At 73.4% G+C, this 24,779-nt stretch carries 22 protein-coding genes; 9 read left to right on the top strand and 13 right to left on the bottom strand.

What is annotated here, in order from left to right; translation table 11 throughout:
- Positions 1 to 26: 26 nt before the first annotated feature.
- From J2S41_RS09565 to J2S41_RS09555, 3 genes are all read right to left on the bottom strand, one after another.
- Complete coding sequence (locus tag J2S41_RS09565) at positions 27 to 1,730, bottom strand: glycerol-3-phosphate dehydrogenase/oxidase (protein ID WP_310365708.1); 1,704 nt, start codon at positions 1,728 to 1,730, stop codon at positions 27 to 29.
- 114 nt (positions 1,731 to 1,844) lie between these two features.
- A complete protein-coding gene (glpK, locus tag J2S41_RS09560) occupies positions 1,845 to 3,362 on the bottom strand; it encodes a glycerol kinase GlpK (protein WP_310365707.1) in 1,518 nt (505 codons plus the stop codon).
- Between the two features lie 60 nt (positions 3,363 to 3,422).
- The gene (locus tag J2S41_RS09555; protein WP_310365706.1) at positions 3,423 to 4,250 is read right to left on the bottom strand and encodes an MIP/aquaporin family protein; all 828 of its coding nucleotides are present in this window, start codon (positions 4,248 to 4,250) and stop codon (positions 3,423 to 3,425) included.
- Positions 4,251 to 4,377: 127 nt separating this feature from the next.
- Here J2S41_RS09555 and J2S41_RS09550 point away from each other — a divergent pair, with 127 nt between their 5' ends.
- Positions 4,378 to 5,136, top strand: a complete 759-nt coding sequence (locus J2S41_RS09550; protein WP_310365705.1) for an IclR family transcriptional regulator — start codon at positions 4,378 to 4,380, stop codon at positions 5,134 to 5,136.
- 16 nt (positions 5,137 to 5,152) lie between these two features.
- Positions 5,153 to 6,646, top strand: coding sequence for a glycerol kinase GlpK (gene glpK / locus J2S41_RS09545; RefSeq protein ID WP_310365704.1), 1,494 nt, complete (start codon positions 5,153 to 5,155; stop codon positions 6,644 to 6,646).
- Positions 6,647 to 6,757: 111 nt separating this feature from the next.
- Here the strand turns inward: glpK (J2S41_RS09545) and J2S41_RS09540 are convergent, their stop codons facing one another.
- The 4 genes from J2S41_RS09540 to J2S41_RS09525 form a co-directional block, all read right to left on the bottom strand.
- Positions 6,758 to 7,303, bottom strand: coding sequence for a DinB family protein (locus J2S41_RS09540; RefSeq protein ID WP_310365703.1), 546 nt, complete (start codon positions 7,301 to 7,303; stop codon positions 6,758 to 6,760).
- A gap of 119 nt (positions 7,304 to 7,422) precedes the next feature.
- The gene (locus tag J2S41_RS09535) at positions 7,423 to 8,652 is read right to left on the bottom strand and encodes a cytochrome P450 (protein WP_310365701.1); all 1,230 of its coding nucleotides are present in this window, start codon (positions 8,650 to 8,652) and stop codon (positions 7,423 to 7,425) included.
- Positions 8,653 to 8,715: 63 nt separating this feature from the next.
- Positions 8,716 to 9,114 (bottom strand): VOC family protein, encoded by a 399-nt coding sequence (locus tag J2S41_RS09530; RefSeq protein ID WP_310365698.1) that lies wholly within the window; start codon positions 9,112 to 9,114, stop codon positions 8,716 to 8,718.
- 195 nt (positions 9,115 to 9,309) lie between these two features.
- Entirely contained in the window at positions 9,310 to 9,699 is a 390-nt protein-coding gene (locus J2S41_RS09525; RefSeq protein ID WP_310365695.1) for a hypothetical protein, read from the bottom strand.
- A 95-nt stretch (positions 9,700 to 9,794) separates the two neighbouring features.
- Between J2S41_RS09525 and J2S41_RS09520 the strand changes: the two genes are divergently transcribed.
- On the top strand, positions 9,795 to 10,541 hold the full coding sequence (locus J2S41_RS09520; protein WP_310376333.1) for a phosphotransferase family protein: 747 nt from the start codon (positions 9,795 to 9,797) through the stop codon (positions 10,539 to 10,541).
- A gap of 30 nt (positions 10,542 to 10,571) precedes the next feature.
- On the opposite strand, the gene J2S41_RS09515 is transcribed toward J2S41_RS09520, so the two are convergent.
- Positions 10,572 to 11,480, bottom strand: coding sequence for a hypothetical protein (locus J2S41_RS09515; RefSeq protein ID WP_310365692.1), 909 nt, complete (start codon positions 11,478 to 11,480; stop codon positions 10,572 to 10,574).
- A 338-nt stretch (positions 11,481 to 11,818) separates the two neighbouring features.
- A complete protein-coding gene (locus J2S41_RS09510) occupies positions 11,819 to 12,835 on the bottom strand; it encodes an NADP-dependent oxidoreductase (RefSeq protein WP_310365691.1) in 1,017 nt (338 codons plus the stop codon).
- 71 nt (positions 12,836 to 12,906) lie between these two features.
- Between J2S41_RS09510 and J2S41_RS09505 the strand changes: the two genes are divergently transcribed.
- The 6 genes from J2S41_RS09505 (at position 12,907) to J2S41_RS09480 (ending at position 18,374) form a co-directional block, all read left to right on the top strand.
- The gene (locus tag J2S41_RS09505) at positions 12,907 to 13,830 is read left to right on the top strand and encodes an AraC family transcriptional regulator (protein ID WP_310365689.1); all 924 of its coding nucleotides are present in this window, start codon (positions 12,907 to 12,909) and stop codon (positions 13,828 to 13,830) included.
- Positions 13,831 to 14,011: 181 nt separating this feature from the next.
- On the top strand, positions 14,012 to 14,809 hold the full coding sequence (locus J2S41_RS09500) for an alpha/beta fold hydrolase (RefSeq protein ID WP_310365687.1): 798 nt from the start codon (positions 14,012 to 14,014) through the stop codon (positions 14,807 to 14,809).
- A 2-nt stretch (positions 14,810 to 14,811) separates the two neighbouring features.
- Positions 14,812 to 15,315: an NUDIX hydrolase gene (locus J2S41_RS09495; RefSeq protein WP_310365685.1), complete on the top strand. Its 504-nt coding sequence runs from the start codon at positions 14,812 to 14,814 to the stop codon at positions 15,313 to 15,315.
- 59 nt (positions 15,316 to 15,374) lie between these two features.
- Positions 15,375 to 15,893, top strand: coding sequence for a PadR family transcriptional regulator (locus tag J2S41_RS09490; protein WP_310365684.1), 519 nt, complete (start codon positions 15,375 to 15,377; stop codon positions 15,891 to 15,893).
- Entirely contained in the window at positions 15,860 to 16,579 is a 720-nt protein-coding gene (locus tag J2S41_RS09485) for an ABC transporter ATP-binding protein (protein WP_310365682.1), read from the top strand. The genes J2S41_RS09490 and J2S41_RS09485 overlap by 34 nt, the downstream gene beginning before the upstream one ends.
- A gap of 1 nt (position 16,580) precedes the next feature.
- Positions 16,581 to 18,374, top strand: coding sequence for an ABC transporter permease (locus tag J2S41_RS09480; RefSeq protein WP_310365680.1), 1,794 nt, complete (start codon positions 16,581 to 16,583; stop codon positions 18,372 to 18,374).
- Here J2S41_RS09480 and J2S41_RS09475 read toward each other — a convergent pair.
- The 4 genes from J2S41_RS09475 to J2S41_RS09460 form a co-directional block, all read right to left on the bottom strand.
- Positions 18,371 to 18,862 carry a GNAT family N-acetyltransferase gene (locus tag J2S41_RS09475; protein ID WP_310365677.1) on the bottom strand — a complete coding sequence of 164 codons (492 nt, stop codon included), beginning with the start codon at positions 18,860 to 18,862 and terminating at the stop codon, positions 18,371 to 18,373. The two genes, J2S41_RS09480 and J2S41_RS09475, sit on opposite strands and share 4 nt — an antisense overlap.
- Positions 18,863 to 18,887: 25 nt before the next feature.
- Positions 18,888 to 19,634, bottom strand: coding sequence for a hypothetical protein (locus J2S41_RS09470; protein WP_310365675.1), 747 nt, complete (start codon positions 19,632 to 19,634; stop codon positions 18,888 to 18,890).
- Between the two features lie 69 nt (positions 19,635 to 19,703).
- Complete coding sequence (locus tag J2S41_RS09465) at positions 19,704 to 24,224, bottom strand: hypothetical protein (protein ID WP_310365672.1); 4,521 nt, start codon at positions 24,222 to 24,224, stop codon at positions 19,704 to 19,706.
- Positions 24,224 to 24,778: a hypothetical protein gene (locus J2S41_RS09460; protein ID WP_310365670.1), complete on the bottom strand. Its 555-nt coding sequence runs from the start codon at positions 24,776 to 24,778 to the stop codon at positions 24,224 to 24,226. Before J2S41_RS09460 ends, J2S41_RS09465 begins: the two co-directional genes overlap by 1 nt.
- Position 24,779: the final 1 nt, after the last annotated feature.

The following is a 24,779-nucleotide window of genomic DNA, read 5'->3' as shown; positions in this document are numbered from 1 at the left end:
GCGGGAATCCGGCGGCGGCCGAGGCCTCACGCCAGCGGCACGACCTCCGGCGCTCCGAGGCGTGTCGCGTCCGCGGTCTCGTCGTCCGGCTCCTCCTGGGAGGCGCGCTCCGCCTCCACCCGCAGCCGATAGTGCTCGATCTCCTTACGCTTCTGTTCGTCCGTCCATTCCAGCGGCCCGGCCATCAGGTCCGCCACCACCGGCAGCGCCTCCATCCCGCGGTCGAACGTTTCGATGGAGATCCGGGTGCGGCGGGTCATCACGTCCTCGATGTGCCGCGCCCCCTCGAGCGTCACGGCGTAGACCACCTCCGCCCGGAGGTAGTCGTCCGCGCCGGCGACCGGGGACTTGAGCGACGGATCGTCGGCGATCAACCGCAGCACCTCGTGGATGAGGGCGCCGTACCGGCCGAGGAGGTGTTCGATCCGCGCCACGTGCAGGCCGGACGACGCGGCGAGCCGATGCCGCTGGTTCCACAGCGCGGCGAAGCCCTCGGCGCCGACCAGCGGCACGCGCGCGGTCACCGACCGCGGGATCGCGCCGCCGAGATTGTGCGCCGCCGCGTTCACCGCGTCCGCTGCCATGACGCGATAGGTGGTGTACTTGCCGCCGGCTACCACGACCAGCCCGGGCTGCGGCGACGCGACCGTGTGCTCCCGCGACAACTGCGACGTCGACTCCGACTCGCCGTGCAGCAACGGCCGGAGGCCCGCGTAGACGCCCTCCACGTCCGCGCGCGTCAGCGGCGTGACCAGCACGCGGTTGACCTGCGACAACAGATAGTCGATGTCCTTGCGGGACGCGGCCGGGTGAGCCTTGCCGAGCGTCCAGTCGCTGTCCGTCGTGCCGATGATCCAGTGTCGTCCCCACGGGATCACGAACAGCACGGAGCTGGCCGTGCGCAGAATCAGCCCGCTCGTCGACTGGATGCGGTCGCGCGGCACCACCAGGTGGATGCCCTTCGACGCGCGCACGTGGAACTGCCCGCGCTCCCCCACCAGGCTCTGCGTCTCGTCGGTCCACACGCCGGTCGCGTTGATCACCTGGCGCGCGCGAACGTCGAACGTGCGGTCGTACTCGAGGTCGCGTACCCGTACGCCGGTCACCCGCGCTCCTTCGCGCAGGAAGCCGACCACGCGGGTCCGCGACGCGACGTGCGCGCCGTAGGCCGCGGCGGTCCGCACCAGAAACAGCGTGTGCCGCGCGTCGTCGACCTGGGCGTCCGAGTACTGCAACGCCCCGACCAGGCTGTCCTTGCGGAGCGCGGCGCACGCACGCAGAGCCTGCCGCCGGGTCAGGTGCCGATGCGGTGGCAGCCCGCCCCGCCGCGCCATCACGTCGTAGAGCAGCACGCCCGCGCCCGCGTACGCCCGTTCCCACGCGCGGTGCCGCAGCGGGTAGAGGAACCGCACGGGCCTGGCCAGGTGCGGTGCCAGCACGGAGAGGATCAGGCCGCGCTCCCGCAGCGCCTCCCGCACCAGGCCGAAGTCGAGCATCTCCAGGTAGCGCAGCCCGCCGTGGAGCAGCTTGCTGGACCGGCTCGATGTCCCGCTCGCCCAGTCCCGCGCCTCGACCAGCCCCACGCTCAGCCCGCGCGTGACCGCGTCCAGCGCGCAGCCGGCGCCGACCACGCCGCCGCCGATCACGACGACGTCCAGCTCACGGTCGCCGGCCAGCGCGTCCAGCGCCGCCGCGCGGCCCGCGGGCGACAGATCTCCCGTGCTGCTCATCCTGCACCGCCTCCCCAGAAGCACAGCTCACGATCAAGATCTCGCGGCGGTTCGCCCGCCCCGTGCCGGGAGCCGGGGCGGCACCCGGCGTGCGGGCCCGCCCCGGACATCCGGTCAGTCGACGTCGACCCAGCCGAGCGTGCGCTCGACCGCCTTCTTCCACCGGCCGTACCCCTGCTCACGGCGCTCCGCGTCCCAGGTGGGCTGCCAGCGCTGCGACTCGTTCCAGTTCGCGCGCAGTTCCTGGGTGTCCTTCCAGAACCCGACCGCGAGCCCGGCCGCGTAGGCCGCGCCCAGCGCCGTGGTCTCCGCGACGACCGGCCGGCTGACCGGCACGCCGAGCACGTCCGCCTGGAGCTGCATGCAGAGGTTGTTCGCGGTGACGCCGCCGTCGACCTTGAGCACGTCGAGCGTGACGCCGGAGTCCTCGCGCATCGCCTCGGTCACGTCCCGGGTCTGGTAGCAGATCGACTCGAGCGTGGCGCGTGCGATGTGCGCGTTCGTGTTGTAGCGGGACAGCCCGACGATCGCGCCGCGCGCGTCCGACCGCCAGTACGGCGCGAACAGGCCGGAGAACGCGGGCACGAAGTAGACGCCGCCGTTGTCCTCGACCTGCGCGGCCAGCGACTCGCTCTCCGCCGCGTTGCCGATGATGCGCAGCTGATCGCGCAGCCACTGCACGGCCGAGCCGGTCACCGCGATCGAGCCCTCCAGCGCGTAGACCGGTGCGGACTCGCCGAGCTGGTAGCAGACCGTGGTGAGCAGCCCGTTGCTGGACCGCACCAGCTCGTGGCCGGTGTTGAGCAGCATGAAATTGCCGGTGCCGTACGTGTTCTTGGCCTCGCCGACGTTGAAGCACACCTGCCCGACCGTGGCGGCCTGCTGGTCACCGAGGTCGCCGGTGATCGGCACCTCGCCGCCGAGCGGGCCGGAGACCCGGCACACGCCGTAGCCGGCCGGCTCGGACGACGGCCGGATCTCGGGCAGCATCGCACGCGGGATGCCGAAGAACGACAGCAGTTCGTCGTCCCACTGGAGCGTCTCCAGGTTCATCAGCATGGTCCTGGACGCGTTGGTCACGTCCGTGACGTGCACGCCACCGTCGACGCCGCCGGTGAGGTTCCACAGCAGCCACGAGTCGGTGTTGCCGAAGATCGCCTCGCCGGCCTCGGCCGCCTCGCGTACCCCGTCGACGTTCTCCAGAATCCATTGGATCTTGCCGCCGGAGAAGTAGGTGGCCGGCGGCAGCCCCGCCTTCTGGCGGATCACGTCGCCCCGGCCGTCGCGGTCGAGCGCGGATGCGATCCGGTCGGTGCGGGTGTCCTGCCAGACGATCGCGTTGTAGTAGGGCCGGCCGGTGCGCCGGTTCCACACCACGGTGGTCTCGCGCTGGTTGGTGATGCCGAGCGCCGCCAGGTCGGTGGCGGAGAGGTTGAGTTTGCCCATCGCGGTTCGGGCGACCGCGACCGTGCGCTCCCAGATCTCGATCGGGTTGTGCTCGACCCAGCCGGCCTGCGGCAGAATCTGCTCGTGTTCGAGCTGGTGGCGGCCGACCTCGTTGCCGCCGTGGTCGAAGATCATAAACCGGGTGCTGGTCGTGCCCTGGTCTATCGCGCCGACGAAGTCAGCCATGGGTGCCCTTTCTGGCCGAGGGGGACGCGCTCACGACGTACCCCCGAGACGTTTGGATCTTCACACGCCGGCGCGCTGGGCCGGGACGTCCGGCTCGGCCACCGGCTCGGGCCGCGCCGGCAGGAACCGGCCGATCAGGACCTGGTAGAGCCCGGCCCCGAGCACGCCGCCGATCAGCGGCCCGACGATCGGTATCCAGAAGTATGGATACCCGTTCTGATCCCGGAACGCGCCCTCGTATCCGGTCAGGAACGACGCCAGCCGAGGGCCGAGGTCGCGGGCCGGGTTGATCGCGTAGCCCGCGTCCGTGCCCCACGCCATGCCGATCGCGACCACGATCAGCCCGACCACGAACGGTGCCAGGTTCGCGCCCGGCGGCGTGTTGAGCACGTCGGTCACGGCCAGGATCAGGAACAGCAGGATCGCGGTGCCGATCACCTGGTCGCGGAACGCGCCCCACTCCCCGACCGGCAGCGCGCCGTTGCCCGGCAACGTGGAGAACACGCCCTGCGACTTGATCGTCAGACCGGGGTCGAACGCGTTGAGCACCTCCGTATAGTTCCAGCGCACGATCAGCGCCGCGACGAACGCGCCGAGCAGCTGGGCCAGCGCGTACGGTGCCACCTTGCGCCACGGGAAGCCCTTGAAGACCGCGAGCGCCACCGTGACCGCCGGGTTGAGGTGCGCGCCGCTGATCCGGCCCGCCACGTAGACACCGAGCGTGACGCCCAGGCCCCACGCCCAGGCGATGCTGTCGTGGTCGCCGATCCCGCCGGCGACGACCTGTGCGACGACGCCGCACCCGAAGAGAATGAGGATCAAGGTTCCGGCGAACTCCGCGGCCAGTTCGCCCGTCAGGCCACCGGGGATTCTGAATCGCTGTGCCATCCCGCCTCCAAAGTTACGGGGTGATTGCACTGTGGTTACCTGCCCGACGCTATGGACGGCCGACATTGATCGTCAACGAACCGGGGTCGACATTGTCGAACCGCCGGTTTCGATGCACCCTGTAGGAATGCCCGGCTCCGTGCAGTCGATCGAGCGGGCGGCCGCGATGCTGCGACTGCTCGCGACCAGTCCTGGGCGGCTCGGGATCGTGGAGATAGCGCGGTCGCTGGACCTCGCGAAGGGCACGGCGCACGGGATCATCCGCACGCTCCAGCGCGTCGGGTTCGTCGAGCAGGACGAGGGCGGCAAGTACCAGCTCGGCGCCGCGCTCCTGCACCTCGGCACGTCGTACCTGGACGTCAACGAGCTGCGCTCCCGCTCGATCAACTGGGCGGATCCGCTGGCCGCGCGCAGCGGCGAGGCGGTGCGGATCGGCACGGTCCTGGAGGGCCAGGTGCTGGTCGTGCACCACGTGTTCCGCCCGGACGACTCGCTGCAGACGCTCGACGTGGGCACGCTGCTGCCGCTGCACGCCACCGCGCTCGGCAAGGTCCTGCTGGCGTACGACTCGACTGCCTTCGGTGCGCTGCACGAGCTGGAGTCCTTCACCCGCCGGACGCTCGTCTCGCGCCGCGACCTCGCCCGTGAGCTGGTGGCGGTTCGGGAGGCGGGATGGGCGTGCGAGATCTCCGAGCTCACGCCCGGGGAGGCGTCCATCGCGGCCCCGATCAGGGGCTACGGCGGGCTGGTGGTCGGGGCCATCGGGATCTCGGGTGCCGTGGAGCGGCTGTGCTCCGCCGCGCCGCGACCCCATGCCCGGCTTGTCGGATTCGTACGGGACGCGGCCCGCGCCATCTCCCGGGACCTGGGGTCGTCGCGACACTGAGACGGGGAGCTGAGCCGTGTCCGAGCGTTACGTCGTCGCCATAGATCAGGGGACCACCTCCACCCGGTGCATCGTCTTCGACCGCCGGGGGCGGCTGCACGCGGTCGCCCAGCAGGAGCACCACCAGTACTATCCGCGCCCCGGCTGGGTGGAGCACGACGCCATGGAGATCTGGCACCACGTCCGCCGGACCGCCACGGCCGCGCTCCAGTCCGCCGGGATCGGGCTCGACCAGGTCGCCGCGCTCGGCATCACCAACCAGCGGGAGACCACCGTGCTCTGGGACCGGCACACCGGCCGCCCGGTCGCGCGCGCCATCGTCTGGCAGGACACCCGCACGGACGAGCTAGTCAACGCGCTCGCCGCCACGCCGGGCGCGGAGAGCATCCCGAAACGTTGCGGACTGCCGCTGGCCACGTACTTCTCCGCGCCGCGCATCCGCTGGCTGCTCGACCACACGCCCGGGCTGCGGGAGCGTGCGCTCGCCGGGGACATCCTGTTCGGCACCATGGAGACCTGGCTGATCTGGAACCTGACCGGCCTGCACGTCACCGATGTCACCAACGCGTCCCGGACCCAGCTCATGGACCTGCGCACGCTCGCCTGGGATCCCGAACTGCTGGACTTCTTCGGCATCCCGGCGGCCGTACTGCCCACGATCCGGCCGTCGGTCGGCGTGCTCGGCACCTGCCGGGACGTGCTGGACGGGGTGCCGATCGCGGCCGCGCTCGGGGATCAGCAGGCCGCGCTGTTCGGCCAGACGTGCTTCACGCCGGGCGAGGCCAAGTGCACCTACGGCACCGGCAGCTTCCTGCTGCTGCACACCGGGCTGGAACCGGTCGCGTCCACCCATGGCCTGCTCAGCACGGTCGCCTACCAGCTCGCCGGGGAGGCGCCCGCGTACGCGCTGGAAGGCTCGATCGCGATCACCGGTTCGCTGGTGCAGTGGTTCCGCGACCAGCTCGGCCTGATCACCACCGCGCCGGAGATCGAGACGCTGGCCCGGACCGTCAAGGACAACGGCGGCTGCTACATCGTGCCCGCGTTCTCCGGCCTGTACGCCCCGCACTGGCGCAGCTCTGCCCGCGGTGTGATCGTGGGGCTGACCAGCTACATCACCAAGGGCCACCTGGCCCGCGCGGTGCTGGAGGCGACCGGCTGGCAGACCCGCGAGGTCGTCGACGCGATGAACGCGGACTCCGGCATCGCGCTCTCCACGCTCAAGGTCGACGGCGGCATGACCTCGGACAACCTGCTCATGCAGTTCGTCGCGGACGTGCTGGACGTGCCGGTGGTCCGCCCGATGGTCGCGGAGACCGTCTCGCTCGGCGCCGCCTACGCCGCCGGACTCGCCGTCGGCTACTGGCCGGACCTGGGCGCACTGCGCGACCTGTGGCACCGCGCGGGCCAGTGGCAGCCGGACATGAGCCCGGCACTGCGCGCCACCGAGTACGGCAACTGGCAGCGCGCGGTCGCCCACACCTTCGACTGGATCCAGCCCTCCGCGTGACCACTCAGCGCGGCCCGCCTGCCGGTCAACTCGCGCACCGGGTCCAGCTGACCGACATGCCACGCGGTCTCCGCGATCGGGTCGACCGGCTCCGGGCCCCGGGGTGAGCGCTCAGCGTGGGCCGAGGCCGGTTCGACCGTCGATCAGCTCGCGGGCTGTGTCCAGGTGGCCGGCGTGGCGGGCGGTTTCCTCGATCAGGTGGAGCATGATGCGCCGCAGGTCGGTGGTCTGTGCGGCCAGTGGCTCGTCGTGATGCCGGCCCACCGGCGCGGCTGTCAGCGGTGCGGCGGCGATGATCTCGTCGGAGATGCGGCACTGGGCCCGGTAGAAGTCGAAGACCACCTCCGGCGGGCGCGGCGTGGTCAGCGGGGGTGCGTCGTCCTCGGGCCAGGGCAGCGGTGCGGACTCGCCGGTGAAGATGTCCTGGAACCAGTGCCGCTCGGCGTGCCCGAGGTGCTCGACCATCCCGAGCGGACTCCACCCCGACGGCAGGACCACCGTGCGCAACGCGTCGTCGCTCAGACCCGCCACAATGTCGTGAACCACCCCCCGCTGGTACGTCAAAAACTCCCACAACACGGCCTTTTCATCATCGACCCCCGTCATGCCGCGCACGCTATCAGCGGCCCCCGACATTCCTCGGTTCTCGGTGACCACCCACGGTCGCGGCAGGGAGCCCGGCTGTCCACGCCCTGACCGGAGTGAACGCTCCGTACCCGCGGCGGGCCGGTGCCCGCGGGTAGCGACCGGCGCCGGAAGCGGGACACCAAGACCTTTTACCGGCGTACGTACAGCGAGAGCGGTCCTCGCACGTTGATCGACCGCCGGAGCGGGATGTCGTGGTCCGGGTCGCGGCGCGGGTCGGGCAGGCGCTCGGCGAGGAGGCCGAGCGCGATCCGGGCCTGGGCGCGGGCCGGGCCGGCGCCGGCGCAGGTGTGCACGCCCGCGCCGAACCCGAAGTGGCGGCTCGGGGTGCGGGTCACGTCGAAGCACTCCGCGTCGGGGAAGCGGTCCTCGTCGCGGTTCGCGGAGGCGAAGATCAGCAGCACGTGCGCGCCCTGCGGGACGTCCACGCCGGAGAGCGTGACCGGCCGGGTGGCGTATCTGAAGATCGTCGGGACCGGCGCCTCGCAGCGCAGCGCCTCCTCGACCGCGTGGGGGATCAGGTCGGGGTTGCGGCGCAGCAGCCGCCACTGGTCGGGGTGGTCGAGCAGCAGCCGGATCGCGTTGCCGATCAGGTCCGTGGTGGTGATGTGCGCGGCGCCGAACGTGCTGGACAGCGTGCCGACGACCTCGGCCTCCTGACCGAACGTGAGCGGCTCCGCGCCCGGCGCGAGCGCCGCCACCACGTCGCTGATCAGGTCCCCGGTCGGGGCCGCGCGCCGCGACCGCACGTAACCGGCCATCATCCGGTGGAAGGCCACGGCGGTACGGGCGGCGGCTGCCTCCTCGTCCGGTGAGAGATCCGCGCTGCCCAGCCGGAACAGCGACTCGCTGCCCGCTCGCGCGATCTCCACATCGGACGGTGCGAGCCCGAAGAGGCCGGCGGCGGTGCCCAGTGGCAGTGGCGCCGTGTAGCCGGCGACCAGGTCGGCCGCGCCGGTGTCGAGCGCGTCGAGCAGCGTGGTGGCCCGGGCGCGGATCTCCGGCTCCAGGGTCTTGACGCGGCCGGGAGCGGTCAGATGCCGGGTGTACGGGACCCGCAGCCGATGGTGGGCCGGCCCGTCGGAGGTGATGTGGTCCGGTGCGGGCGGATAGCCGTCGGCGAGCGCGGCGAGCGTTGCGGGGTAGAGCGGGCGGATCGGGCGCAGGCTGTTGACGGACGAGAACGTGGCGGAGTCGCGGAGCACCGCGTCCACGTCGCGGAAGCGGGTGACCACCCAGGCGTCCAGCCGCGGCGAGTAGAAGACCGGCTCCCGGCGCCGGGCCGTGGCGTAGAACGGGTACGGGTCCGCGAGGTGCTCACCCAGCGGGTCGTAGCTCTGCGCAAGCTCGCTGATCGTCACCCGGCTCCTACGGACGGCAGCCTGATGAGAATGGCGTACGCACGCGGCGTGAGCAATGGGTCGCTACGCGGAGGTCCGGTATCCGGCGACGCAGAACCGGTTACCCTCGGGGTCCGCGAGGACGACGTACGGCGGTTCCGCGGGGTGGCGCTCGCCGGGCTCCGGATAGTACGGCCAGTCGACGTGCCGCGCGCCGAGCGCGATCAGACGATCCACTTCGGTGTCCAGGTCGCGGTCGCCGGCGTCGAGATCCATGTGGATGCGGGGAAATTCCTCGGCCGGGCTCTCGCTGGTGTCCATGGCGATGGCGGGGCCACGCTCGCCCGGGGGCGGCTCGATCACGATCCACTCGTCGCCGTCCCATCGCGGCGGGCGGCGGACGTAGCCGAGGGCCTGCGCCCAGAAGGCGCCGGCCCGGTCCGGATCGTCTACGCCCAGCGAGATCTGCGCGAATGCGGCCATCGGGCGATGATATCCGGGTTCAGAGCCACGTCCGTGGAGGCGAGACTCCGGAAACGTCTCGATGTCGTCCAGCGTGTCGCCCTGCGGCCGGAGGCGTGCCGCGCGGAGGGCGCGGACGACCCGGGTCCTCGCCGGGAACGCCGGCAGGCGGGTTGCTTGCTGGACCGTAGCGCGTCGCACGCCGGAGCCCCGTTCTCAGCGGATCTCGCGCCGTTGCCTCTCCAACGCGATGATCCGCTCCGCGAGCGGCGCCAGCCGTTCGCGCTCCAGCTCGGACAGCATCATGTCCTCGATCCGGAACTCGGCCTCGCGCGACAGCGCCCAGGCCTGCGCCATCCAGGCGCCGAACGCGAAGACGCAGCCGACGACCAGTGCGGTGCCGAGTCGGGCCAGCACGCCGCCGACCAGGGTGAAGACGACGCCGATCAGGAGCGTGGCGGCGAGGAGGCGCCGGTAGGCCCTGGCGACTCCGGCCGCGTTCAGCGGCCCGATCAGGCGACGTCCGGAGCCCGTCCAGACACCCCAGCCCCGGCCCGTGGAGGCCTCCCGGTGAAAGGACTGGTAGGCGCGCTGTCCACTGCGCACACCTCCGCGTCGTCGATGGGCCTCCAGTGTGTCGGAGGAGAGCCAGCCGGATGCCCGGTTAAACCCGTGGCGGGGTTGATGAGCGTTCCGTGATGATGGCCGGCGTGGATGAGGTCGAGGTCGTCGTCGCCCACAGTGAGCGTGCGACGCTGCGCGTCGGGGACGTGTTCCTGAAGGTCGACGCCGATCGGACGCGCATCGACGTGGAGGTCGAGGCGATGGCGATGGCTCCGGTGCCGACGCCGCGGGTGCTGTGGCGTGAGCCGCCCGTGCTGGCGCTCGCCGCCGTACCCGGGATGGCGCTCGGCCGCCTCGGCGAGCCGTCACCCGCGTCGCCGCGCGCGTGGGCCGCGGCCGGTGCGGCCGTGCGGGCGCTGCACGACGCGCCGCTGCCACCCTGGCCGGGCTTCCGGCTCGACGATCTGGTGTCCCGCCTGGACGGTGAGTGCGACTGGCTCGTCAGGAACGGCGTCCTCCCGGCCGGCCTGGTCCGCCGCAACCGGGAGGTCGCCGAGGCCGCGCTGCGGCCGTGGAAGCCGGTGTTCGTGCACGGCGACCTGCAGATCACCCACGTGTTCGTCGACGGCGACCGGGTCACCGGCGTGATCGACTGGTCCGAGGCCGCCCGCGGCGACGCCATGTTCGACCTCGCGGTGCTGACGCTCGGCCACGAGGAGCGCCTCGGCGACGTGGTCGCCGGCTACGGCGCCGGCGTCGACCTCGACGTGATCCGCGGCTGGTGGTCGTGGCGCAGCCTGGTGGCGGCCCGCTGGCTGGTCGAGCACGGCTTCGACCCGGACTCGCCGGGCTGCGAGTTCGACGTGCTGAGGGCGCGGATGTGAGGGGGCTTCCGCGCGGAAGCCCCCTCACCGTCAGGCGCGCGGCAGGATCGTGAACGGGCGGCTGTCGGTCGCGATCGGTGTACCGAAGATCGTGTACACGTTGTGGTAAAGCCAGGGCTCCTCGCCCGCCGCCGCGTCGTCCGTGAACGTCATCCGGAGCCGGGCCTCGAAGACGCCGCCGGGTTGCAGGCTCGGGTAGTTCCCGGCCACGTACCAGAAATAGTTGTCGGTCGGTCCAGGCACCGTCGTCCACCGTGCACCATCGCGGCGCTCGACCGTCACGAGCCGGTTGCTGTCTCCCGTCCGGCCCAGGTAGATGGTCTCGAGCAGCAGGTTGTACGCCAGCGGCGTCGTGTTCGTGGTGCGCACGGTCACCTCGAACGGCGTGCCGACCCGCACCTGCGCGGGCAGTCCGATCAGCTCGGCGCGCGGCTCGAACAGCGTGACCCGGTCCGGCGCGGGGTCGGCGGCGAGCACGCCACCCTGGGCGTCGAGCGCCTCGGTCCGGATGTCCACGCGCATCGCGTCCACGTGCGGTGCCGTCGTGGTCGGCTGCAGCGCGATGCCTAGCTGGAACGTGACCGTGTCGCCCTCGGCCACGCCGGTCAGCGACGGCGTGGTGGCGATCAGCGTGTCGCCCTGCGTGGTGTAGGTGAGCGGCCGGCGGCTCGCGCCGTCGTAGGTCAGCAGCAGTGTCCGCGCCAGCGGCCGGACGTCGCCGCCCGGCACCGGCGTGATGGTGAGCCGCAGGTAGGCCCGGTCCTGACCGCCGGTGCCGGTCAGCGTCACCGGGAATTCGATCGAGTTCTGCCCGGAGCCGACCGCGGCCGGCGGCCTCGCGTCGAGCGACGGAGCCGCGGCCCGCGCCGCGGCTGGTGCGGCGGGCAGCAGGGCGGCCGCGGTGGCCAGGACGATCGTGGACATCAGCGTACGGCGCATGTCAGGTCACACCCCCGTGGTTGTCGGACAAGCACGAGGATCATAGCGACGATCGTCGCTCCGGCGGGGCGACGATGCGGCGTGGTTCCACGCTGGCCGCCATGGATGCCAGCGAGATGCGGCCGGGTGTGGATTCCGGGACCGCGCACACCGCGGCCTACCTCACACGGCACGGTCGCGCACCGCGGAGCCTGTTGATCGACGGGTCACCGCTGATGCCGTCCGCGGCGTGCGCGTCCACGGACGGGCGGCCGGTCACGGGGCGGGACGCGATGCAGCTGGCGCTGGCCGATCCAGGGGCGTTCGAGCCGTACCCGACGAGCTCGGTCGATCGAGGATTACGGGAGCAGGATGAGTTTGCCGCCGGGCCGCCCGGATCGGCTGAGGTCGGCGGCCTCCCGGATGGCCTCGAGCGGGAAGGTGCGGGCGATCGTGACGGTCAGGACACCGCTGCCGGCCAGCCGGGCGATCTCGTCCAGCAGGTCGTATCGCATGTCGATCTGAGTGGTCCGGGTGCCGAGTTCTGCCGCGGCGGCGAAGTCCGAGATGGTCAGGACCAGGTCGGGGTTCCCGGTCAGCTCGATCAGGGCCGGCAGCGAACCACCAGCCGGGCCGGCCTGGCCGGGGCGGTCGGCTCGGCCCCCGGTCGGGGTGGCGTCCAGGGCCCGGTCGATACGGCCGGGGGCCAGGGTGGTGACCCGCTCGACCATACCTTCGCCGTAGCCGGTCACGGCAGCGCCTGCCTGCCGCAAGGAGGCGGCCTTGGCCGAGCCGGCGGTGGCGATCACCCGGGCGCCGCGGTGCAGAGCGAGGCGCACCGCCGCCTCGCCGACGGTGGAGCCCGCGCCGTGGACGAGCAGCAGCTCACCCGGCCGGACGCCGAGATCGTCGAGGGCGTGCAGCGCCGTGTCGGCGGCCATCGGTATCCCGGCGGCCTGCTCGTCCGCGACACCGCCGGGAAGGCGTGCCCACCTGGTCATCAGCGCGTATTCGGCGGCGCCGGCCGTCGGGCCGTCGTAGGGCGCCGGTCCGAACACCCGGTCGCCGACCTCGACGTCGGTGACCCCCTGGCCGACCGCGTCAACGACGCCGGAGACCTCGAGTCCGAGTCCGCGCGGCGGTGGCGGCAGTCGGTCGGCGAAGAGGCCGGCGACGTTCGCCCAGTCGGCGGGATTCAGGCCACACGCCCGCACCGCGATCCGGATCTGGCCGGTGCCCGGTTCGGGTGTGGTGACGTCGCGGAGCACGAGGACGTCGGGGGATCCGAAGCGGTCGAACTGGAGAGCCCTCATCCGGTGACGACGATCGTGCCGGTTGCCGGCGGTGACAGAGCCCCGCATTGCCTTGTTGACCATGGAGAAACCGTACGGACCACAGAATGACCCAGTCGATGCTTCCCTGCGCCAGATGGTTAACCTCGTGCGTCATGGATGTGGTGAGTGATGTGCTCAGGGTGGCCGGGGTCCGGGGCACGCTCGGCGCCTGCGTCGAGGCCGGCGGTCGATGGGCCGTCGCCGGCGACGACGGCTCGGCCGCGGGTCTGCACGCCATCACCGCGGGCGAGGCCTGGCTGACGCTGGCAGGGCATTCGCCGCTGCGGCTGGGTGCCGGCGATGTCGTCCTCCTAGCCGCGGGAGTCCCTTACGTGCTGGGCGACGCGCCCGGTTCGCCGGTGACGGCCTGTGATCCGGTCGAGCTGGCCCGGGCCCGGCGGACCGGTGAGGCGGTTCGGTTCGGGACCAGCGCCCCGGACACCAGGATCGTCACCATCGCGTATGACTGCGACCGCACCGTACGGACCCAACTCCTATTCGCCCTGCCCGAGCTGATGCACGTCCGGGGCAGCACCGGCGCGCACGGCCTCGACGAGGCCGTGCGGATGCTCGGCCGCGAGCTCGCCCATCCGCAGATCGCCACCACGGCGGTGCTCGCCTCCCTTGTCGACATCGTCCTGATCCAGGTGCTGCGCGCCTGGTTGCCCGCTCATGTCGGCGAACGCCGAGGCACCTGGCTCGGCATGATGGGTGACCCGGTGGTCCATCGCGCGTTGCGGCACCTCCATGCCGACCCTGCCCGCCAATGGACCACGGCGACCCTCGCTGCCGCGATCGCCGCCTCACGGTCGACCCTCACCCGCCGCTTTCCCGCGGCTGTCGGCCTGACACCCGCCGCCTACCTCACCCAATGGCGGCTGGACCTCGCCGCCAGCCGCCTGAGGACCACCGACCAGCCCGTGGCGTCCATCGCGGCAGCCGTCGGCTACAACTCCGCGCCGGCGTTCAGCCGCGCCTTCGTCCGGTCACACGGCGCCCCGCCCGGCCGTTACCGGGCGATGCACCGCCCGAGTTGACCGACGGAGCACGGTCTCCGTTCCACGATCGCCGAAGCCGGCCCGGATCTGGTCCGGTAGGCCTCTCGACCGCACGTCATCGTCCGAGACCCACTCCTGGGCCCGATCCTCTTTCCGCGCTGTCCATCGGCACCAGCTTCTATACGCTGGAGTTCACGCGGCGCGGCGGGAGGAGCGGGTCTTGAGCACGATCGCGGTCGACGACAGACAGCTGTACTACGAGTGCGCGGGCACCGGGCGGGACCTGGTGCTGCTGCACGGCGGCGGGCTGGACGCGTCCATGTGGGACGGCCAGTTCGAGGAGCTGGCCGCCGACTACCGGGTGACCAGATACGACGCGCGGGGCCACGGGCGGTCCACGGCCGCGCGCGGCGAGTACCGGCCGTATCAGGATCTCGCGGCCGTGCTGCGGCACCTGGGCGCGGATCGGCCGATCCTGGTCGGGCTCTCCCTCGGCGGGCGCACCTCGATCGACTTCGCGCTGGCGTACCCGGACGTGCCGGTGACCCTGGTCCTGGTCGCGACCGGGGTGAGCGGCATGGTGTTCACCGACCCGTTCACGGTGGAGTGTGGGCGGGTGCAGGCGGAGGCGGCGGCGCGCCGGGACGCGGACGCGTTCGTGGAGGCGATGCTGCGCGCGCTGGTGGACGGGCCGCGGCGGGCGCCCTCGGACGTGCCGGCGGAGATGCGGGCGAAATGCGCGCGGATGATCCGGGAGGGCGTGGTGCGCCTGTCCGCGGAGGGGACCGGCACGATGGTCGAGGTGGGCGCGATCGACCGGCTGTCCGAGTTGCGCCCGCCGCTGCTGACCATGGTGGGCACGCTGGACACCTCGGACATCTGGCGCGTGTCGGACCAGATCAGGGCCGCGGTGCCGGGCGCGGAGCAGGCCGTGATCGAGGGCGCCGCGCACACCGTCAACATGGACCAGCCGGAGGCGTTCATGGCGGCGCTGAGGAGCTTCCTGGCTAAAGTTTGATCATGGGTATCTCGGACTACCTGGCCGGTCTCCGCAAGCGGATCGGCCATGACCTGCTCATGCTTCCCAGCGCCAGTGCCGTGGTGGTCAACGGCGCGGGCGAGCTGCTGCTGGAGCGGCGCAGCGACGACGGCCGCTGGTCGATCCCGTCCGGCGTGATCGACCCGGGCGAGCAGCCCGCGGACGCGGCGGTGCGCGAGGTCCTGGAGGAGACCGGCGTGCGGGTGGAGGTGGTCCGGCTGGCCGGCACCGCGCTGCACCCGACCAGCTACCCCAACGGCGACGAGTGCCAGTACCTCAACCTGTGGTTCCTGTGCCGGCCGGTCGCGGGCGGCGGGGACGCGCACGTCGCGGACGACGAGTCGCTGGAGGTCGGCTGGTACGCGCCGGACGCGCTGCCGCCGCTGGACGACTACGACCGGCTGCGGATCGAGACCGCGCTGCGCGGCGGCGAGGCCGCCTGGTTCGCGCCGGCCGGCGCGCGGCATCCGGCGCTGGGCCTCTGACCTGCCGTACCCCGGCGGGTCCTTGACAGGTCTTATGGCTAACCGTTATCCATTACCGCGTGCAGGACGTGGTGCTGGCGATGCTGGCCAAGGAACCCGCGCACGGGTACGAGTTGCGTGCCCGGTTGCGCGACGCGCTGGGCCCGCTCGGCGAGTCGATGAACGCGGGCCAGATCTACGTGACGCTGACCCGGCTGGCCCGGGCCGGGCTGGTCGTCGCCGAGCACGACGAGGGCCTACCGGACCGGCCCGACCGGCGCGTCTACCACCTGACGCCGGCCGGGCAGCAGCGCGTCACCGCCTGGCTGGCGGAGGTGACGTGGCCACGGCCGGACATCACCGAGTTCCACCTCAAGCTGGTCGCCGCCGCGTCCGCCCGGCTCGCCGACCCGGTCGACCTGGTCGACGCGCAGCGGCGTGAGGTGCTGCGGCGCATCCGCGACGCCCAGCGTGCCGCGCTCGGCCGGGACGTCGACCCGGTCGCGGCGCTGCTGCTGGAGGGCGTGGTGCTGCGGCTGCGGGCCGACCTGGAGTGGCTGGAGGCGTGCGAGCGCACCTGGACCGGACGGAGATCATGATGTTGCGGGCCCGCGGGCTGACCAAGCGGTACGGCTGGAACGACTCGCTGGTGCGCGCGGTCGACGAGATCGACCTCGACGTACCCGCCGGGCAGTCCCTGGCGATCATGGGGCCGAGCGGGTGCGGCAAGTCCACGCTGCTGCACCTGCTCGGCGGCCTGCAACGCCCGACGAGCGGCGAGCTGTGGGTGGCCGGGCGGCGCATCGACCGGCTGGGTGAGCGCGCGCTGGCCAAGCTGCGCCGCCACCACATCGGACTGGTGTTCCAGTCCTTCCACCTGATGGACGAGCTGACCGCGGTGGAGAACGTGGAGCTGGCCGCGCTGCTGGCCGGCACGTCACCCGGCCCGGCCCGCCGCCGCGCGCTGCACCTGCTCGACCGCGTCGGTCTCGCCGACCGCGCCGCGCACCTGCCGTCCGAACTGTCCGGCGGCCAGCGCCAGCGCGTCGCGATCGCCCGCGCGCTCAGCAACTCGCCGCAGGTGGTGCTCGCCGACGAGCCCACCGGCAACCTGGACAGTGCCGCCACGCTGGAGGTGCTGCGCCTCTTCGAGGAGTTGCGCGCGGCCGGCCAGACGCTGGTCGTGGTCACGCACGACGCGCGCATCGCCGCGATCGCGGACCGGGTCATCGCGATGCGGGACGGCGCGTTCGCGGACGACAGCATGCTGGCCGGGGCGCGCTGACGTGGCCGGCCGACTGCTGCTCGTCCTCCGGCTGCTGAGGCGGGACCTGCGCGGGCGCCGCACCGAGACCGCGCTGCTGCTGGTCGCGATCACCGCGGCGACCGCGACGCTGACGCTCGGGCTGACGCTGCACGAGCTGGCCTCCCGGCCGTACGAGCGGACCCGCGCGGCCACCGGCGGACCCGACCTGGTGATCGAGCCGGGCGTCACCGGGCCGGCCGCGCTGGACGCGCTGACGACGGTGACCGCCCGCCCGGACGTGACCGGCTGGTCCGGGCCGTACCCGCTGCTGTTCCTGAGCCTGAACGCCGGCGAGCTCACCTCGCGCGTCGTGGTGCAGGGGCGGGACGAGGCGCCGGTCGCGATCGACCAGCCGGCCGTGCTGGACGGCGGCTGGGTGCGCCCCGGCGGCGCGGTGCTGGAGCTGGCGTTCGCGGACGCGTTCGGCCTGCGCGTCGGCGACCCGGTGACGATCAACGGCCGGGTGTTGCGGGTCGAGGGCCTCGCGGTCACCGCCGCCCGGGCACCGTTCCCGAACGTGAACTGGCACGTGCCGAGCACGCTGGACACGTACAAGGGCGGCGCGGTCTGGGTGCACCGCGACGACATCCCGGCGCTGGCCGGCGGGCAGCCGCTCAGCTACAACCTCAACGTCACCATCGCGGACCCGGAGCTCGCCCGCGCGTTCACCCGCCTGCCGTCCGGCGAGAAGAACCTCGCGTACCGTGGCTGGCACATCCGGCCCTGGCAGGACTTCGTCGACTCCGCCGGCCGCCGGTACGGCGCGCTGTTCGAGGCGCTGCTGGTCGGCAGCTGGCTACTGACCGGCCTGGCCGTCACCGGCGTCGCCGGGATTGTCGGCGGCCGGGTCATCGCGCAGCGCCGGCGCGTCGGCCTGCTCAAGGCGGTCGGCGCCGGCCCCGGCCTGATCGCTGTCCTGCACCTGCTGGAGTACCTGGTGATCGGCGTGGTCGCGGCCGGCACCGGGCTCACCGTCGGCTGGCTGGCCGCGCCCGTGCTGTTCCGCCCGAGCGTCGGCCTCATCGGTACGGTCGGCACCGCACCGCCCCCGGCCGGTCTGGTGTGGACCGTGCTCGGGCTGGCGCTGACCATCGCGGTGACCGCCACGCTCGGTCAGGTGCTGCGCGCCGCCACCACCGACACCGTGCACGCGCTCGCCGACTCCGCCGCACCACCCGACCGCCGCTCGCTGCTCATCGGCCTGTCCCGCCGGCTGCCACCCGCGCTGCTGCTCGGCGTGCGGATCACCGCCCGCCGCCCGCGCCGCGCCCGCCTCACCACGGTCAACACGCTGATCACCATGACCTCGATCGCCGCCGTGCTCACCGGCCTGGCGCAGCGCCCCGGCACCGACGATCTCGGCGGCATGACCGTCCCCGACACCGGCGGCGGGCGGCTGCGGTACGCGCTGATGCTGCTGGTCGTGCTCGTCTGCGTGCTCGCGCTGCTGAACACGATCGTCAGCACCTGGACCGCCGCGCTCGACGCCCGCGCGCCGCTGGCCGTCGCCCGCGCGCTCGGCGCCACCCCCGCCCAGGCCGGCCTCGGCCTCGCGATCTCCCAGCTGCTGCCCGCGCTGCCCGGCGTCGCGCTCGGCCTGCTCTTCGGCATCGGGCTCTACCGCTTCGCCAACGAGTCATACGGCGACGAGCCCTACGCCCCGGCCTGGTGGATGGCGCTGGCCGCGACCGCGGTCCTGCTGGCGCTGGCCGCGCTCACCGCCCTGCCCGCGGTCCGCGCCGCGCGCCGCCCGGTCGCGGACACGCTCCGTTAGGCGTCGAACTCCCGGTACATCAGGTGCAGCCCAACGCGGCCGAGCGCCGGGTGCGCGAACGCCCGCGGCACGGTGCCCAGGATCTCGAAGCCGTGCCGCTGGTAGAGGCGCACCGCACCGTGGTTCGTCTCGACCACCGCGTTGAACTGCATGCCGGCGTAGCCCTGCCGCTGCGCCCAGTCCACGGCGTACCGGCAGAGCGCGGTGCCCACCCCGCGCCCGCGCGCCTCGGCCGCCACCATGAAACTCGCGGTCGACACGTGCCCGCCCGGACCGAGCCGGTTGGGCCCCATCTTCGCGGTGCCGATCACCCGATCCCCGTCGACCGCGACGATGGTCCGCCCCGGGGGACGCTCCACCCAGATCGCCCGCGCCTGCTCCTCGCTCATCTCCGGATCGAACGGAAACGTCTCCTGCTCCCGGACGACCTCGTGGATGATCCGCCACACGCCGGGCCAGTCGTCCTCACCCATCTCCCGCAATCGCACGGCGGAACCCTAACCCCGTCCTCCCTCACCGCAGGTCGCGGTACACCGAGATGGCGGTCATCACCAGCACGCCGAAGGACAGCGCGCAGACGGTCAGGCCCGCGACGAGCCCGAGGATGATCGCGGCGGACGCGCTCCCGCCGAGGCCGTCGGCGCCCGGCGACGCCAGGAAGCGCACCGCCAGGACGAGCGCGGCGCCCGTCCCCACGAACGTCACCAGCGCCCCGGCCGGCACCAGCAGCACCGCGCGCGACGCGTCCGAGACCGCGTCCGGCCGCCGCTCCCGCAGCGCGCGGCCGAGCGCCACCGCCTCCGAGGTGTACTCGTCGAACCGCAGTCGCCCACCGTCCGCGAACCGCACCCGGCACCCGTACCGCCAGCCGAGCGTCCGGACCAGCCGGTCGATCGGGGTCACCGGCACCCGGTCGGCCGCGGTTTCGTCGCCCGCCGACAGCCGGGTGATCTCCGCCCACCGCCAGGCGCGCCGGCGTCGCGCGGTGCGATGGACGAGCCCGTGCTCGTACCGGTCGAGATGCTCGTCCCGGCCGCTGCGCACGGCGTGTCCGAGTTGGACGACCGCGATCGGCAGCCCGAGGAGCGTGGCGAGCGCGGCGTAGGCGACCGGCCGGGCCGCGGTGAGAGTGGGCACGGCCACCACCACGGCGGCGATCGCGACCCCGGCGCTCACGCAGGCCAGGGCGGCGCCGACGGTCCGCCAGTACCGCCCGCCGTCGACCCGGTGCGAGCTGAGCCTGCGGCCGAGATCCTCCATCGCACCACCTTGGCAGAGCCCGGCCCTTGGTCGGCAGGTCCCCGCTCGAGGGTCTGGCGGCCGCCGGATCTACAGCAGCCGCTCCTGGCGGGGCAGCGTCAGCCGGGCCGTGGTGATCGTCGCCGTCAGCGTGTCCTCGTTCACGTCCCGCTCCACCACCTGCGCGTACGACCTGCCCTGGTTCTGGGTGTTGCGCATCCGCACCACGTTCGGGAAGCGGCCCACCGCGCGCATGTCCCCCAGGCCGGACAGGAAGATGAGCTGGATACCGTTCGCCGCCGCGACCCGGCGTTGCAGGTCGAGGAAGGCGACGTAGTTCGCCGTGCCCAGTGGGTTGTCCATCGGCAGCACGCCCAGCCCGGGCACGTCCGAGCCGCGGTTCGCGGCGCGCAGGCGGGCCAGCATGCAGAAGAGCAGCAGGCTGATCGTGACCTTCTCGCCGCCGGACCACTTGCTCATCAGCTCGACCGGCTGGCGTTCCTCGCCGAGCGCGGTGGACGGCTTGAGCACGCGGGCGACGAAGTTGCCGCGGCCGACGGCGGCGGAGGTGGCCTCCCAGGCGAGGGTCATGCCGTCGGGGATCGGGTCCTTGCGTTCGACGAGCTTGTCGACGAGGCGTTCGACGCGGGAGCGGAGCACGGCGTCGCCGGTGTCGACGCTGGCGCGGGGGCCGACGTCGAGGAAGCGGCGGTTGCTGAGCTGGTCGCCGAGGCCGCCGGGGAGCTGGGCGTGGTTCTGCGCGCGCTGCAGCGTCTTCAGCGCCTCGCGGACCTCGGCGCACAGCGCGGTCACGACCAGGTGCTTGTCCTTGTCGATCGCGGACAGCTCGCCGCGCAGACCCTCGCGGTAGTCGGTGAGCCGCGCGGCGAGCGCCTCCGCGTGCGGGGCCAGCTCGTCGACCGTGTTCTCGGTGCGGAACCGGTCGCGCACCTCGGGACTGACCACGGCGAACCGCTCCTGCGACGCCCACCGGGCGAGGCGGTGCCCGCCGGCGGTCAGCGCGTTCCGGGCGGCGGTCAGCGCGGTCTCGGCCTCGTGCAGCGCGCGGCGGGCGGCCCGGACCTCGCGGTCCGCGTCGAAGACCTCACCGGCGAAGGGCATGATCCCCGGCGGGTACGTGGTGGCGTCGTCGACCAGATCGGTGGCGGCGCGGTCGAGGTCCTCGGCGCGGCGGGTCGCGGCCTGCGCCCGGGTCTCCGCGGTCGCGGCGGACGCGGCGTGGCCGTCGGCCTCGCGCTGGTGCCGGTCGAGTGCGGCGCGGGCCTCGCGGGCGCGCAGGTCGGCCTCGGCGGCGGTGTCCGGCGGCGTCACCGGGCAGGCGGCGGGGCGGCGCGCGGTCGCGGCGGCGAGCACGCGCTCGGCGGACTGCACGTCGGCGCGCGCGGTGCCGGACGCGATCAGGGCCTCGTCGTGCGTGTCCTTGGCGATGGCGGTCGAGCGGCGTACCGACACCGGGTCGGCCGCCTCCGGCGTACCCGCGAGGATCTCCGCGGCGGCCCGTTCGGCGCGGCCGAACGAGTCGATCTGGTCGTCGAGCGCGGCCAGCCGGTTGTTGATCTCGGCGATCGTGGCCTCCAGCGCGGACTCCGAGGCCTGCCGCAGGTACGCCTCGTCCGCCGCCTGGTATCCGGCCCGCGCGTCCGCCAGCGTGGGCAGTTCGCCGGGCTCGGCCGTGGCCGCACCGGCGACGCGGCGCAGCTCGTCCGCCCGGGACCGGTACTCGGCCGCCCGGGACCGCTTCTCCTCCGCCGCCCGCGTCTGCGCCCCCGCGGCGGCCGCGTGCGCCTGCTCCTCGGCCTGTGCCGCGGCCAGCGACGCCTCCGCCTCGGCCCGCGCGGCCGGGAGCCCGTCGCGCTCCGCGCGCAGCCCCGCCATCGCCGGTACGCGGTGCACGATGTCGGCCAGCACGCCCATCCGGATCGCCAGCGTGCGCCGTTCCGCCGCCCGCGATTGGCGGCGTTCCTGCAGCTCCGCGTGCTCGGCGTCGAGCGCGGCCCGGTCCCGGGCGAGCGCGGCGGCGCGGGCGTCCGCGTCCCTGAGCCGCTCGTCCAAGCGCGCGATGCTCTCGTCCAGGTGCTCGCGGTGGCCGGGCGGGCACCGGTCGACGAGGATCAGCAGCCGGTCCTTGAGCGTCTTGTCGCGGTCGCGGCCGTCGGTCAGCTCCTGGATCTGCTCGCTGCGGGACCGCTGCCCGGCCCGCCGTCGCTCGGCCTCGGCCGCACCGGCGGTACGGTCGAACAGCGCCTGCGCCGGCGCGATCACGAACCCGTCGCCCGGCTCCGGCAGTTCGTCCACGATCCGTTGCAGCGCGGCCGTGGTCGACACCCGGACCGCGCTGGTCGGCCGCAGCGACGCCGCCGCGAGCGCGGCCCGCGCCCTTTCAAGATCTTCACTCGCGGGTACGAGCAGCCCGCCGACCAGGTCCGGCGCGGCCGCGATGGCCGGCGCCCACCGGCTCGGCGGCACCGAGTCGGCCAGGTAGTGCCAGCCCGTGATCGCCGGAATCCGCCGCTCGGCCAGCACGTCCGCGGCCATCGCCAGGTCCAGCGCGGCCGGCAGCAGCCCGCGCGCCGACTCCAGCGCGCGGGTGGCCCGGTGGTCCTCCACGTCCGCGACCGCGAGGTCGATGCGCCGCCGGTCCGCGGTCAGGATCTCCTCGGTGAGCAGGTCCGCCAGCCGCCGGTGCTCGCCGACCGGGTCGATGCTGTCCGCCTCGGCCAGCACCAGCAGCCGGTGCTCCGTCGCCAGCGCGTCGATCTCCGCGACCAGCGGCTCCCGTTCCGCCACCAGCCCGGCCCGCCGGTCCAGCGCCGCGTTCCGTTCCCCGGCCAGGTCCTCGGCCGCCCGGTCCAGTTCGCGCCGCCGCAGAGCCAGCGCCTCGACGGCCGCGGGCAGGATCTCCTCCAGCTCCCGCACCACGGCGGCGTCCGCGTCGCGCGCGGCCCGGTAGGCGTCCTCGATCTCCCGGTCATCGACCGTCTCCGCCCGCGCGGCGGGCGTGCGCGGCCGCCGGCGCACGCCGCTCCCGGCCCGCTGCCCCGGCACGGCCGGCCCGTCCTCCCGGCCGGCCGCACCCACGGGAACCGTCGCGTCGTCGAGGAGCGCGTCCAGGTGGCCGTCCGCGATCGCCGCCTCGATGGCGGTGGCGAACGCCGCGATCTGCTCGTCGATGGTGCGCAGCCGCGCGTCCAGACCGCCGATCCGGGCCTGCAACTCCCCCGCCGCCGCCCGGGCCGCCGCGTGCGCCGCCGAGGACTCCGCCGCCGCCTCCGCGTGCGCGGACGCCTCCGCGTCCAGCGAGCGCGCCACCTCGCGCAGCACCGCGACCAGCACCGCCGCGGCCTCCGCGCGGGCCAGCCGGGCCGGCTCCGCGCCGGCCTCGGCCTCCTCCTGGCGCTGCACGGCGCTGGCCAGGCGGCGGCTGGCGGTCAGGTGCTCGGCCAGCAGCGGCACGATCTGCCAGGCCGCGTGTTCGAGCGCGGAGCGGCGTACGTCCTCCAGCGCCTCCGCGTGCGCGCCGGCCGCCTCGGCGTGCCGCAGGTGGGCCGCCCACCACGCGTACTCGCGGATCTGCTCGTCGCTCGTGGCCACCCGGGTCAGCGCGTCGCGCTCGGCGGACCGGTGCCCGGCGGCGGCCGCGGATTCGGCGCCGACCCGGTCGCGTGCGTCCGTTGCCGCGGCCCGCAGTGCACCGGCCAGCGAGACCGCGTCCGCGCGGCGGAGCGCGACCGTGCGTTCCGCGGCGTCCACCTCGTCACGGGCGGTGGCGAGCCGTTCCAGCAGGCCGGTGGCCTCGTCGCAGAAGTCGACCTCGGCGCGCAGCCGGGGCTGGCGGGCGAGGCGGTCGCGGGTGGTGCGCAGGATCTCGGAGATCTTGCCGGCCGAGCCGGGGTCGGTGACCAGCGAGAGCAGGTACTGCACGAACTCGTCCGCGGTCTTGAACTTGAAGTGGTGCTCGATGCCGCCCTCGGTTGCGTTGATCTTGAGGATGGCGGTGAACAGGCCGGGGTCGAGACCGCGGTCGGTGAGCGCGCCGGCCCATCGCTCCTGCTTGGTGACCACGACCGGGTCCAGGTCGAGCGGCAGCGCCTCGAGCGCCTTGACGAACTCCCGGAAGTCGGCCGGCCGGCCGTCCTCCCGGGTGAACGGCAGCGTCTCGATCTGCGCGTCCGCGGAGTCCGGGCTGAACGCGTACCAGCACTGCCGCAGCCGGTCGTGCGACGCGTTCGGGTCGGCGGGCTGCACCCGGTCGGCCCACTCGTAGACCGCGCCGGTGATCAGGCGCCGCCCGGACGGGTCGATCCACTCGACGACCACGTGCGCGGTGTCCGCGCCGAGGACGCAGTCCTCCAGGTGCCGGCCGGTGGTGGCGGTGGCGAGGAAGTCCCGGCGGTCCGGCCGGATCAGCGCGCAGACCAGCGCGATCAGCGTGGACTTGCCGCCGCCGTTGCGCATCCAGAGGATCGTGTCGAGCGGTGTGCCGTCCCGGCCGGTCAGTTCCAGCGTGACGTCGCGGAACCGGGCCGCGGGCGAGCCGATCCGGTCCAGGAAGATGCGGCGGATCCGCCACAGCCGCGCGGGCGCCGCCATCAGGCCGCCTCCTGCCGGGTCCGCCGGTGCGCGCGCAGCGCGGCCAGCGCCTCGCCGCCGGCCACGTCCGCGACCAGCAGCCGGAACCGGTCGGTGAGCTGGTACGACGTGGGCCCCATCTGCGGCATCACGCGCGCCGCGCCGCGCTCGACCAGCCAGCCGAGCACCTCCGCGATCGCGAACTGGGTGCATCCGCGTGCCGGCCCGGGCTGCCGGTCCTTGGGCTTGAACGAGGGCATCCGCTCGTACACGGCCGCTGCGACGCGGGCCTGCCCGTCCACCGTGCCCTCGTCGCCGGGCAGCGCGGTGACCTGCTCGATCGCGTCCCGGACGAACGCGTCCAGCGCGGCCACCTCCACGATCTTGACGTCGGTGCTGTCCAGGTCGAGCTGGCGGGGGAACGCGTAGGCCGCGATGCCGAGCACGATCAGGCCCGCGACCAGCTTGTCGTCCGCGCTCATGGCGGTGCTGCGCAGGTCGCTCATCCGGACCGCGAAGACGCTGTTCGGCTGGGTGGTGAGCACGATGCCGCCACGGCTGGGCGCGCCGAGCACG

The sequence above is a fragment of the Catenuloplanes atrovinosus genome, assembly GCF_031458235.1.
Taxonomy (GTDB): domain Bacteria; phylum Actinomycetota; class Actinomycetes; order Mycobacteriales; family Micromonosporaceae; genus Catenuloplanes; species Catenuloplanes atrovinosus.
This window is presented reverse-complemented; position numbering and strand designations above follow the sequence as displayed.